The organism is Bradyrhizobium sp. Leo170 (genome assembly GCF_004296405.1).
GTDB lineage: Bacteria > Pseudomonadota > Alphaproteobacteria > Rhizobiales > Xanthobacteraceae > Bradyrhizobium.
This window is the reverse complement of the sequence record NZ_PSRR01000263.1, coordinates 1-12,104: the sequence shown is the minus strand read 5'-3', so window position 1 is coordinate 12,104 and position 12,104 is coordinate 1. Positions and strand designations below refer to the sequence as shown.

Genomic DNA, 12,104 nt, shown 5'->3' with positions numbered 1-12,104 from the left:
TCCCGGCTTTCGCCGGGACGACAGAGGGCCAAGGAGAGCGGCTAATGAATGCGGGCGCTGCGATAGGGCCAGTGCGTGGCTTCGGCCAGTGGCGGCGCGCGCTCGGGCTGTTCGGCGCCGGTGTCCTGCAGCGCCTCGACGAAATTGGCGAACCATTGCTGGATGGTGCCCGTGCAGATCTTCTCCATCATCGCTTCCCAGCGCAGCCGCCGCTCGGCGAGCGGCATCGAAAGCGCGGTGGCAATGGTGCGCGCCATGCCGTCGACGTCGTGCGGGTTGACGATGAGGGCAGCCTCAAGCTCGTTGGCGGCACCGGCGAATTTCGACAGCACCAGCACGCCGGGATCGGCCGCGTTCTGGGCGGCGACATACTCCTTGGCGACAAGGTTCATGCCGTCCTGCAGCGGCGTCACCACGCCGACCTGCGCGGTGCGGTAGAGACCGGCGAGCACCGCCTGGCTGAATCCCTTGTTGAGGTAGCGGATCGGCGTCCAGTCGACCTCGCCATGGATGCCGTTGACGTCGGAGACGAGTTTTGCGACCTCGCTCTGCAGATTGCCGTAGGCCTCGATGCCGCCACGCGATGGCGTTGCGATCTGCAGCAGCGAGATCGTGCGCTTCAGCGAGGGATGCATCGTCCACATCCGGTCGAAAGCCTTGACGCGGTTGATCAGGCCCTTCGAATAGTCGAGCCGGTCGACGCCGATCGCGAGCCGCTCGCCGTTCAGGCTGCGGCGCAATCGCGAGACGTCGGGATGGGTCATCGCCTTGGTGGCCTGCTGCGCGAATTTGTCCGGATCGATGCCGATCGGGAAGACCGCGGCGCGGCTGCGTCCGTAACGCGACGTCACGCTGCCGTCCCGCACGACGAGCCCGAGATCGGCTTCGACGTAGCCGAGGAAATTCTCGCAATCCTCCTCGGTCTGGAAGCCGATGAGATCGTAGGCAAGCATCGCCTCGATCAGCTCGCGATGATGCGGGACGCCTTCGATCACCGCGCGCGTCGGCCACGGCGTGTGCAGGAAAAAGCCGATCGGCTTGTCGATGCCGAGATCGCGCAGCTCCGCGCCGAGCGCGAGGAAATGGTAGTCCTGAATCCAGAACACCGAATCGTCCTTGCGGAAGCGCAGCAGCGCACGCGCCATGAACGCGTTCACCTCGCGGTAACTGGCATAGTCCTCCTCCGAGGCGCGGATCAGGTCGGCGCGCGAGTGCAGCGCCGGCCACAGCGCGGAGTTGGCAAAGCCTTCGTAATAGCCGCCGTAATGCGCGGCCGGCAGATCGAGCATCGCCAGCGCGCCGGCACCGAGCGCTTCCACCTCCGCGAAGGGTTCCTTCTGGTTCCCATCGCGGACACGGCCGCTGGAGCCGACCCAGATCGCGCCGGACTTCTCGACAACAGGCAAAAGAGCGGCGGCGAGGCCGCCCGTCATGGGTTCATTGGGTTTTCCACGCGCTACGCGGTTCGACACGACAACGAGGTTCAAGTGGTCCCCTCCCGTTGGGCATTCGCGTATTAACAACCATTCATCAATATGGTTCCTGGCCACGCTTTCTCCGAATTGAAACCAAATTCAGGCAGGCCCGCATGGAACCGGGGCGTCAACTCACAAAAAGAAAATTTTTTGCGAGCAGGCGACCGCCCACAGCAGGAACTGCGGTTATTCCGCGCCAATTTGCGGTTGAGGTTTCGGCTAAGGCGCGGCGATTTCGCGCTCGTCATCGAGCAGATGCGCAAGGAATTCGCGCACGTCGCTCGGCGCGTCGAAATGACCGGCCACTCCCTTGGCGCGTCGGCCGACCGAGAAAGCGAGCCCTTCGAGCTCGGGCATGATCGCAAAAACCGTCTCGTCGGTGACGTCATCGCCGATGAAGAACGGCTTGCGGCCCTTGAACGGCGGATGCTTCATCAGTTCGCGCACGCCGGTGGCCTTGGTGAAGCCGGCGAGCTTGATCTCGCAGACCTGCTTGCCGGGCAGCACCTCGATCGGCGCCTCAGGCAGATCGGCGCGGATCAGCGATACCGCCTCATAGATCGCCCTTTCCGCATGCGGCGCAAGGCGATAGTGCAGCGCGAGCGAATAGCCCTTGTCCTCGAGCAGAATGCCCGGGCTCAATCTGGCGATGGCGGCCAGACGCCGCTTCAGCTCCTTGTCAAGCTGCAGCGCGTGGCCCGCATCGCCATCGCCCTGCGGATCGAGCCGCATCTCCGCGCCATGGCCGCCGACCGCAGGGAAGACATCGGGGGCGAAAATCAGGTCAAGATCATTCACCGAACGGCCGCTGACCAGCGCCAGCGCACCATTGGTGCGCTCGAGCAGACGATTGAGCGTTTTCGCCAGCCCCGGCGGCACCCAGACCTCGCGCGGCGTCGGCGCGAAGTCGAGCAAGGTGCCGTCGACGTCGAGCAGGACCGCGGTCTCGCTCAGATGCCCGACCAGCGCGCTCGGCACCGGTACGGTTTCCGGCGAGGCTTCGTCTTCCGGCGAAAAGTCTTCGTCCAGCGGCATGTCAGCCAGTTCCTCAGTCATCTCATTCTACTCCACAACAGCCAGCGGCCGTGCGACAGTTTCGAGCGATTTTCGCTCGGCGGCGACGGCGTAGCGCCACGCGACCAAGGCCGCGACGATCATGAGCGCCGACCCCAGGAGGTAGCCGGCGAAAACGGAATTGCGCGATCCGGTATCGATCAGCGCGCCAAACAATGCAGGTCCGATCACGCCGCCAATGCCCGTGCCGATCGCGTAGAACAGCGCGATGGCGAGCGCCCGCACCTCAAGCGGAAACGTCTCGCTCACGGTGAGATAAGCGGCGCTCGCGGCGGGCGAGGCAAAGAAGAAGATCACCATCCAGGCGATGGTCTGTCCTTGCGCGCTCAGCGCGCCGATCGAGAACAGATAGCCCGAGAGCGCCAGCAGCACGCCCGACACGCCATAGGTCAGTGTGATCATGACGCGGCGTCCCAGCGTATCGAACAGGCGGCCGAGCACGAGCGGCCCCAGGAAATTGCCGGCGGCAAAGGGCAGGATGTACCAGCCGACATGGCTGGCGGGAATGCCGAAGAAGTCGGTCAGCACCAGCGCGAAGGTGAAGAAGATCGCGTTGTAGAAGAACGCCTGCGCGCTCATCAAGACGAGCCCGACCACCGCGCGCTGGCGATAGGTAACCAGCAGCGTATGCGCCACTTCGCGCAGCGGCGTATGGTCGCGCATCCGCAGCTTGATCTTCGGCAACGCCTGCGATTGCGCCTCGACATGACCGATCACCGAGCGCTCGATGTCGTCGACGATTTGGTGCGCTTCCTCGGGGCGGCCGTGGATCATCAGCCAGCGCGGGCTTTCCGGAATCCACATCCGCATCACGAACACGACGAGGCCAAGACAGGCGCCGGTGAGATACGCAAGCCGCCAGCCGAGATCGGGATTGATCACGGCGGGATCGAGCAGGACGATGGCGCTGACGGCGCCGATCGCAGCACCGATCCAGAAGCTGCCGTTGATGACGAGATCGGTCCAGCCGCGATAGCGCGCCGGCACCAGTTCCTGGATGGTCGAGTTGATCGCGGTATATTCGCCGCCGATGCCGGCACCGGTCAGGAAGCGAAACAGCGCGTAGCTTGCGACATTCCACGACAGCGCGGTCGCGGCGGTGGCGCTGAGATAAACCGCAAGCGTGATGAAGAACAGTTTCTTGCGGCCGATGCGATCGGTGAGCCAGCCAAACCCGATCGCGCCCAGCACGGCGCCGGCGAGATAGGCGCTGTTGGCGAAGCCGACATCGAAGTTGGAGAATTTAAGCGTCGGACTGTCCTTCAGCGCGCCCGCCAACGCACCGGCGAGCGTGACTTCAAGCCCGTCGAGGATCCAGGTGATGCCGAGCGCGGTCACCACGCGGGTGTGAAAACCGCTCCAGGTGAGACTATCGAGACGCGCGGGGATCGACGTCTCGATGATGCGGTCATGATCCGGCGACGGCGGCGCGTCAGCGTCACGCGTTGCGGAAGCAGTTGCAGGACTGGGCTGGATCGGCTGCAAATCCATCACGGAACCAACAAGAAATCACCCCGGAACGCAGCTTACCCCAAGGTGCTCATCCCCAAAATTTGCGGCAAACGGATGCCCGCCACGCACGACAACGTCCGCGACGCCGCCTGGTTCCCGCATCGCGGCATAGGAACCCGGACGGATTTGCCGATGTTGCTAGCTGAAAACAGGAGCTTGCAATGGCACCACGTCGCAAAACCAGCGCACGAAAGACCACGGCACAAAAGGGCACCAGAAGAAAAGCAACCACCACGCGGCGAAAGACCGGCACGCGCAAGACGTCATCGCGGCGCTGGTCGCAGCGGGTGACCGAGCGGAGCGACGCGCTCGATCTCGACCGCGGCGTGTTCAAGCAGACCAGCGCGAAGAAGATCGCGGCATCGCTGAAGCGCTCCGCCGAGCGAAGCAAGCGCCGCAAGGCCGGCGCCTACCGCTCGGCGCTGTCGATGCTGATCTTCTACATCAACCGCGCCGGCAAGACGCTGCCGCAGGCGCAACGTGCCCGGCTCGAACGCGCGAAGCTGGAGCTGAAGCACCAGTTCGGAAGGGAGTGACGGCGCGGCATCACGCAGCCCGGATGTTCGCCATGAAGCGGTCGAGTTCGTCGCGCAGGCGCGTGCTTTCGGACGACAGCGAGCGTGCCGAGTTCAGCACCTCCTCGGACGCCGAGCCGGTCTCGGTGGCGCCGCGGTTGACGAGGGTGACGCTGGTGGCGGCCTCCTGCGTGCCCTGGGCGACATTCTGCACGCTGCGGGCGATCTCCTGCGTCGCCGTGCTCTGCTGCTCGACTGCGCCGGCGATGTTGGCGGCGATCTCGGAGATCTGGCCGATGGTGCCGCCGATCTCCTTGATGGCGGCAACGGATTCCTGCGTCGCCGACTGCATGCCCGAGATGTGAGTGGAAATCTCCTCGGTCGCCCGCGCGGTCTGGCTGGCGAGCGATTTCACCTCGGAGGCGACCACCGCGAAGCCGCGGCCGGCATCGCCGGCGCGTGCCGCTTCGATCGTCGCGTTCAGCGCCAGCAGGTTGGTCTGCTCGGCGATCGCGGTGATCAGCTTGACCACGTCACCGATCTGTTGCGCGGCGAGCGAGAGCTTGCCGATGCGGGCGTCGGTCTGTTCGGCCTGCTGCACCGCAGCATCGGCGATCCGGCTGGACTCCTTCACGCGGCGTCCGATCTCGTCGACGGAAGCCGATAGCTCTTCGGTCGCGGAAGCCACCGACTGCATGTTGCTCGACGCCTCCTCGGAGGCACCCGCTACCTGGCTTGAAAGGTTCTGCGTGGTCTCAGCGGTCCGCGTCAGCGTGCCCGCCGCGGTCTCGAGCTGCACCGCCGAGGCCGAGACGTTGGCGACGATCCAGCCGACCGCCGTCTCGAACTCGTCGGCGAAGTGGATCAGTTCGGCACGGCGCGCCGCGGCGCTCGCCTTGTTCTGCACCTCCTGGCTCGCGGCATCGCGCTCGGCCTTGGCGATCGCCTGGAGCTTGAATTCCTCCACCGCGCCGGCCATCTCGCCGAGTTCGTCCTTGCGGCCGAGCCCCGGCAGCACGACGTCGAAATTGCCGGCCGCAAGCTCGCGCATCGCGGCGCACATCGCCCGGATCGGGCGCGAAATGCCGATTCCGAGCAGGAAGGCGAGCACAGCGCCGAGCACGAAGCCACCGGCGGCGAGCACCAGAATGAACCGCTCGGTCGCGCCGATCGCGGCGTCCGACTCGGTTTCCATGCGCTTCTGGTCGGCGAGCAGGTCCGATTTCATCACGCCGGAGCCCTGGTTGATGGCGGCTGCGGATTCCGTCATCTCGAGGGTCAGCTCGTCGATCGATTTCGAGTTCTCGATCAGTTTCGAGAGCGCCTCCCGATACTCTTCGAGCATCTTCGTCAGCTCTTTCAGCGCAGCGACGACCTTCTCGTCGGTCGAGGAAATCGCCTTCAGCGAGTTCTCGACGAATTTCAGTCGCGCCAGCCCGCTCGTGCCGGTGATCTTGTCGGAATTGACCACGAAGGTACTGGCGAGCGCGGCCGCCGCCTGGAACTGCGAGGCGACCTGCTTGGCACCCATCTCGACGGCGGACAGTCCGGCTTCGGCCGCGTTGGAGGCGAGATCGTCGAGTTTGTAGCGCAGCGAGTTGCCGCCGCGGGCGAGCTGGTTCTGCGCGAGCAGCCCGCTCTCTTCCTTGACCTTGAGGATCTCGGCAAAGATCTTGGTGAAGGCGCGGAACTCACGCTCGAGCTTGGTCACCTGCTCGACCCGCGCGGGGTCGGTGGTGCCCTTCATCGCCTGGAGGATGGCCTCTTTGAGGCTGGCCTCCGCCGCGAGCGCTGCCTTGCCGTCCTCTTCCTTGCCGGTCGCCACATAGTAGCGCGCCAGCGAACGGTAGGAGATCAGCTCACGGTCGATATTGCGCGCCAGATCGGCCTCCCGGACGCTCGCGCGGTAGGCGGCGACGCCGGCCGAGACACGCTCAAAGCCAAGATAGGCAAAGCCCATGCTGGCCGCCGTAATAGCCAGCACCGCGGCAAAGCCCAGGATGATTTTCGCACGAAATCGAAGGGTCGGCATTCGCGACCCCACACGCCCCAGTAGTCCCACCCCAACCCCCGTCTTCATTCTGAAAACAAGTGGCGTCCGGAAATCGTTGCCCGGACCCGACGCGCAAAGCTAAGGCAGAATGGATAAGAGCTAGTAAATTCGGCAGACATTTCGGAGAAGTTGTGGAGTCCCCCTCCGGGAAGCGCAGCTCGTCGCTGTCACCGATGTCATGGCCGTGACAAAGGTGGCCAAAATCGTAGTTGCCAAGTTCCTCGCCGCTGTTTCTAATTGGAATAATTAGAAGCATCCGGAGGAACGACGCGTGTCTACAGTCAAGCTGACGGTGAACGGCAAAGCGGTATCCGTCGACGTCGAGGACCGAACCCTCCTCGTCCATCTCCTGCGCGAAAACCTGAACCTGACCGGAACCCACGTCGGCTGCGATACCAGCCAATGCGGCGCCTGCGTCGTCCATATCGACGGGCGGGCAGTGAAGTCCTGCACCGTGCTGGCGGGCCAGGCGGCGGGTTCGAACGTCACCACCATCGAAGGCATCTCCAAGGGCGACGAATTGCACCCAATGCAGGCGGCGTTCCGGGACAATCACGGCCTGCAGTGCGGCTACTGCACGCCGGGCATGATCATGTCGGCGATCGACATCGTCCAACGCTATGGCGGCGAGCTCGACGAGGCAACCGTTCGCCACGAGCTGGAAGGCAATATCTGCCGCTGCACCGGCTACCACAACATCGTCAAGGCGGTGCTGGACGCCGCCGGGCGCATGAAGGTCGCGCAGGCGGCGGAATAGCCGCCGCCGGCCACATCTCGTCAAAAGCCGCCGGGCTTCGATGGAAGCGGCGGGACATCACATCTCCGGTCGGGAGGAATTCACAATGGGCATCGAAGGCATTGGCGCAAGCGTCGTCCGCAAGGAAGACCGCCGTTTCATCACCGGCAAAGGCCGCTACGTCGACGACATCAAACTGGTGGGCATGACCTATGCCCAGTTCATCCGCAGCCCGCACGCCCACGCCAAGGTCAAGAGCATCGATTCGAGCGAGGCCCTGAAAAAGCCCGGCGTGATCGCGGTGCTCACGGGCCAAGAGCTCGTCGACGACAAGATCGGCAACCTGATCTGCGGCTGGGCCATCACGTCGAAGGATGGCTCGCCGATGAAGATGGGCGCATGGCCGGCGATGGCGCCGGAGATAGTGCGCTTCGTCGGACAGGCGGTCGCCGTCGTGATCGCCGAGACCAAGAACCAGGCCCGCGACGCCGCGGAAGCCGTGGTGGTCGATTATGAAGAGCTGCCGGCGGTGCCCGATATCAAGGCCGCGATCAAGCCGGGCGCGCCGCAGCTTCACCCGGAAGCGCCGGGCAATGTGGTCTATGACTGGCATCTCGGTGACGAGGCCGCGGTCAAGGACGCCTTCAGCAAGGCGGCGAATGTGGTGACGCTGGACCTCACCAACAACCGCCTGGTACCGAACGCGATGGAGCCGCGCTCGGCGGTCGCCGACTATGACGCGGCCGAAGAGCATTTCACGCTCTATACGACCTCGCAGAACCCGCATGTCGCCCGTCTCGTGCTGTCAGCCTTCTACAATATCGCGCCCGAGCACAAGCTGCGCGTGATCGCGCCCGACGTCGGCGGCGGCTTCGGCTCCAAGATCTACATCTACCCCGAGGAGATGGTGGCGCTGTGGGCCTCCAAGAAGGTCGGCCGCCCGGTGAAGTGGACCGGGGACCGCACGGAGGCTTTCCTCACCGACGCGCATGGCCGCGACCATGTCTCGAAGGCCGAATTGGCGTTCGACAAGGACAACAAGATCCTCGGCCTCCGGGTGAAGACCCACGCCAATTTCGGCGCCTACATGTCGCTGTTCTCCGCAGCGGTGCCGACCTATCTCTATGCGACGCTGCTGTCGGGGCAATACGTCATCCCTGCGATCTATGCGGAGGTGATAGGCGTCTATACCAACACCACGCCTGTCGATGCCTATCGCGGCGCGGGCCGTCCCGAGGCGAGCTACCTGATCGAGCGGATGATGGAGACCGCGGCGCGGCAGTTGAAGGTCGATCCGACCGAACTGCGGAAGAAGAACTTCATCACCCAGTTCCCATACCAGACGCCGGTGATCATGGCCTATGATACCGGCGACTTCCATGCCTCGATCGACGCGGCGATGAAGGCGATCGACTATGCCGGCTTCCCGGCGCGCAAGGCGAAGGCCAAAGCGGACGGCAAGCTGCGCGGCATCGGGGTATCCTGCTACATCGAAGCCTGCGGGATTGCGCCGTCAAAGGCGGTCGGCAGCTTGGGCGCCGGCGTCGGCCTGTGGGAATCGGCCGAAGTGCGCGTCAATCCGGTCGGCACGATCGAGATCCTCACCGGCTCGCACAGCCACGGCCAGGGTCATGAGACCACGTTCTGCCAGATCATCGCGGAGCGCCTGGGGGTTCCGATCAGCCAGGTCTCGATCGTCCATGGCGATACCGACAAGGTGCAGTTCGGCATGGGCACTTACGGCTCGCGCTCGATCGCAGTCGGTGGCGCGGCCATCGTGAAGGCGATGGAAAAGGTCGAGTCCAAGGCCAAGAAGATCGCCGCGCACGCGCTGGAGGCGTCCGAGAACGACATCGTGATCGAGAACGGCGAGTTCAAGGTCACCGGCACCGACAAGTCGATCGCGCTGCCGATGGTCGCGCTCGCCGCCTATACCGCGCACAATCTGCCTGACGGCATGGAGCCGGGCTTGAAGGAGACGGCGTTCTACGATCCCACCAACTTCACCTTCCCCGCGGGCGCCTATATCTGCGAGCTCGAGGTCGATCCCACGACCGGCAAGACCTCATTCGTCAACTTCGTGGCGGCGGATGATTTCGGCCGGCTCATCAACCCGATGATTGTCGCGGGACAGGTCCATGGCGGCCTCGCCCAGGGCATCGGCCAGGCGCTGCTCGAAGGCGCGGTTTACGACAGCAACGGCCAGCCGGTCACGGCATCCTTCATGGACTACACCATGCCGCGCGCCGACGATCTGCCGTCGTTCCAGATCTCGCACACCACGACGCTGTGCCCGGGCAATCCGCTCGGCGTCAAGGGTTGCGGCGAGGCCGGTGCGATCGGTGCATCGGCCGCGGTGATCAACGCGATCACGGATGCGATTGGCAACAACAAGCTTGAAATGCCGGCGACGCCCGATCGCGTCTGGCACACCATTCACGGTTGATACTTTCGTCATTCCGGGGCGACGCGAAGCGTCGAACCCGGAATCTGAAGCACGGACAAATCCCTCGAGATTCCGGGTCTGCGCCTGGCGGCGCATCCCGGAATGACTCGAGGGCCAAAGCAGGACCCAGGGAGCACCCCAATGTACGAGACCATTTATCATCGCGCTTCATCGGTCGACGAAGCCGCGGCCCTGTTCGCCAAAGGTGGGGAGCCGAAATATCTCGCCGGCGGCCATACGCTGATCCCCGTGATGAAGCAGCGGCTCGCCTCGCCGTCTGACGTCATCGATCTCGGCAAGATCAAGGAATTGATCGGCGTGGACGCGACGGCCGACGCGCTGACGATCAAGGCGGCGACGCCGCATTGTGACGTGGCGCAGAGCAGCGCGGCGCAAAAGGCGATCCCCGCGGTCGCCTATCTCGCCTCACTGATCGGCGACCCCGCCGTGCGCCATCGCGGCACGATCGGCGGCTCGCTCGCCAACAACGATCCCGCCGCCGATTACCCGGCCGCGGTGCTGGCGCTCGGCGCCACCATCAAGACCAACAAGCGCACGATCGCAGCCGATGATTTCTTCCAGGGCCTGTTCAGTACCGCCCTCGAAGACGGCGAGATCATCACAGCCGTGTCGTTCCCGATTCCGGCCAAGGCGGGCTACGCCAAATTCCCCCACCCCGCCTCGCGCTTTGCGCTGACCGGCGTGTTCGTCGCCAAGACCAAGGACGGTGACGTCCGCGTCGCCGCGACCGGCGCGTCGCAAAGCGGCGTCATGCGCGTCGGCCCGATCGAAGCGGCGCTGAAGGCGAACTGGTCGGCAGCCGCGCTCGACGGTGTGCAAATTCCGTCCGCCGGATTGCTCAGCGACATCCATGGCTCCGCCGACTACCGCGCCAACCTCATCAAGGTGATGGCGCAGCGCGCGGTGACGGCGGCAGGCTGATCGGGCGGCAGGCCGATCCAGAACATGCTACCTACGCTTATGACAACGGCGCGCAGCGATGCGCGCCGTTCATGCGCTCGGCGAGGCGCTTTCCGAAAAAGGCGCTTGCCACGCAACGCGTATGGCGAGACAATTTAGCTAATCGCCTAATTAAAACACGGATGGAAACGTGCTCGACAAACCCGCCCCTCAGTCCGCTGTCCGCGCCTCCGGCCCGCTTGCCGGCACCCGCATCGTCGAATTCGCGGGCATCGGCCCCGGCCCATTTGCCTGCATGATGCTGGCAGATATGGGCGCCGAGGTCATCACCCTCGACCGCGTCGGCGCCGGCAAGAATCTCAAGGGCGTTTCCACGCGCGGGCGCAAGGTGGTCGAGCTCGACCTCAAGGACAAGGGCGCGGTCGCGCAGGTGCTCGATCTGCTCGCCAATGCTGATGCACTGATCGAGGGCTTTCGTCCCGGCGTGATGGAGCGGCTTGGCCTCGGGCCTGACGTCGTGCGCGCGCGCAATCCAAAGCTGGTCTACGGCCGCATGACCGGCTGGGGCCAGGAGGGCCCGCTCGCGAACGCGGCAGGCCACGACATCAACTACATCTCGATCACCGGCGCGCTGGCCGCGATCGGCACCAAAGAGAAGCCGGTGCCGCCGCTCAACCTGGTCGGCGATTTCGGCGGCGGCGCGCTCTACCTCGTGGTCGGCGTGCTCGCAGCCCTCCTGGAAGCATCAAAATCCGGCAAGGGCCAGGTGGTCGATACCGCGATGTGCGATGGCGCGGCGTCGCTGATGTCGATGTTCTTTGACCTGGCCGCAAGCGGCCGCTGGGTGGAAGGACGCGACCAGAATATGCTCGACGGCGGCGCGCATTTCTACGGCGTCTACGAATGCGCCTGCGGCCATTTCGTCTCGATCGGTTCGATCGAGCCGCAATTCTACGCCCTATTGCGCAAGCACGCCGGCCTCACCGACGCCGAGTTCGACACCCAGATGGACCGCAAGGCGTGGCCTGCGCTGAAAGAAAAGCTCAACGAGATATTCAAGAGCAAGACGCGCGAGGAGTGGTGCAAGCTCATGGAAGGCACCGACATCTGCTTCGCGCCGATCCTGACCATGGCGGAGGCCCCGAAGCATCCGCACATGGCCGCGCGAAAAGTGTTCGTCGAACGCCATGGCGTGACGCAGCCGGCGCCCGCGCCGCGCTTCTCGCGGACACCGTCAGCGATCAGGGAGCCAGTGACGGCAGAGCTTGGCGATGTGCTGAGCGCGTGGAAGCGATAGCCGTCGTTAGTAGACGTTGTAGGGCGGGCAAAGCGCAGCGTGCCCACCATCAAGAGCGGCACAAGAAGAGGTGGG

Annotated in this window: 9 protein-coding genes; 5 read left to right on the top strand and 4 right to left on the bottom strand. The window is 64.6% G+C overall.

Features of this window, described 5'->3' with window-relative positions; genetic code table 11:
- Positions 1-41: 41 nt before the first annotated feature.
- The 3 genes from CWO89_RS31975 to CWO89_RS31965 all read right to left on the bottom strand — a co-directional run bounded on the left by CWO89_RS31975 (position 42) and on the right by CWO89_RS31965 (position 4,040).
- Positions 42-1,487 (bottom strand): trehalose-6-phosphate synthase, encoded by a 1,446-nt coding sequence (locus CWO89_RS31975; protein ID WP_165421416.1) that lies wholly within the window; start codon positions 1,485-1,487, stop codon positions 42-44.
- 207 nt (positions 1,488-1,694) lie between these two features.
- Positions 1,695-2,531, bottom strand: a complete 837-nt coding sequence (gene otsB, locus CWO89_RS31970) for a trehalose-phosphatase (RefSeq protein WP_130582490.1) — start codon at positions 2,529-2,531, stop codon at positions 1,695-1,697.
- Between the two features lie 6 nt (positions 2,532-2,537).
- Positions 2,538-4,040, bottom strand: a complete 1,503-nt coding sequence (locus CWO89_RS31965; protein ID WP_130582489.1) for an MFS transporter — start codon at positions 4,038-4,040, stop codon at positions 2,538-2,540.
- 182 nt (positions 4,041-4,222) lie between these two features.
- Between CWO89_RS31965 and CWO89_RS31960 the strand changes: the two genes are divergently transcribed.
- On the top strand, positions 4,223-4,597 hold the full coding sequence (locus CWO89_RS31960; RefSeq protein WP_130582488.1) for a DUF3175 domain-containing protein: 375 nt from the start codon (positions 4,223-4,225) through the stop codon (positions 4,595-4,597).
- 10 nt (positions 4,598-4,607) lie between these two features.
- Here CWO89_RS31960 and CWO89_RS31955 read toward each other — a convergent pair whose 3' ends face one another.
- Positions 4,608-6,656, bottom strand: a complete 2,049-nt coding sequence (locus tag CWO89_RS31955; protein ID WP_130582487.1) for a methyl-accepting chemotaxis protein — start codon at positions 6,654-6,656, stop codon at positions 4,608-4,610.
- A gap of 244 nt (positions 6,657-6,900) precedes the next feature.
- Between CWO89_RS31955 and CWO89_RS31950 the strand changes: the two genes are divergently transcribed.
- The 4 genes from CWO89_RS31950 to CWO89_RS31935 all read left to right on the top strand — a co-directional run bounded on the left by CWO89_RS31950 (position 6,901) and on the right by CWO89_RS31935 (position 12,029).
- On the top strand, positions 6,901-7,386 hold the full coding sequence (locus tag CWO89_RS31950) for a (2Fe-2S)-binding protein (protein ID WP_130582486.1): 486 nt from the start codon (positions 6,901-6,903) through the stop codon (positions 7,384-7,386).
- Positions 7,387-7,471: 85 nt separating this feature from the next.
- The gene (locus tag CWO89_RS31945; RefSeq protein ID WP_130582485.1) at positions 7,472-9,811 is read left to right on the top strand and encodes a xanthine dehydrogenase family protein molybdopterin-binding subunit; all 2,340 of its coding nucleotides are present in this window, start codon (positions 7,472-7,474) and stop codon (positions 9,809-9,811) included.
- Between the two features lie 141 nt (positions 9,812-9,952).
- Entirely contained in the window at positions 9,953-10,753 is an 801-nt protein-coding gene (locus CWO89_RS31940) for an FAD binding domain-containing protein (protein ID WP_130582484.1), read from the top strand.
- Positions 10,754-10,922: 169 nt separating this feature from the next.
- Positions 10,923-12,029: a CaiB/BaiF CoA transferase family protein gene (locus tag CWO89_RS31935; RefSeq protein WP_130582483.1), complete on the top strand. Its 1,107-nt coding sequence runs from the start codon at positions 10,923-10,925 to the stop codon at positions 12,027-12,029.
- Positions 12,030-12,104: the final 75 nt, after the last annotated feature.

Coding starts and splice junctions, on each gene's coding strand:
- CWO89_RS31955 (WP_130582487.1), bottom strand. CDS start 6,656: ATGAAGACGGGGGTTGGGGTGGGACTACTGGGGCGTGTGGGGTCGCGA.
- CWO89_RS31965 (WP_130582489.1), bottom strand. CDS start 4,040: ATGGATTTGCAGCCGATCCAGCCCAGTCCTGCAACTGCTTCCGCAACG.
- CWO89_RS31940 (WP_130582484.1), top strand. CDS start 9,953: ATGTACGAGACCATTTATCATCGCGCTTCATCGGTCGACGAAGCCGCG.
- CWO89_RS31960 (WP_130582488.1), top strand. CDS start 4,223: ATGGCACCACGTCGCAAAACCAGCGCACGAAAGACCACGGCACAAAAG.
- otsB (WP_130582490.1), bottom strand. CDS start 2,531: ATGACTGAGGAACTGGCTGACATGCCGCTGGACGAAGACTTTTCGCCG.
- CWO89_RS31945 (WP_130582485.1), top strand. CDS start 7,472: ATGGGCATCGAAGGCATTGGCGCAAGCGTCGTCCGCAAGGAAGACCGC.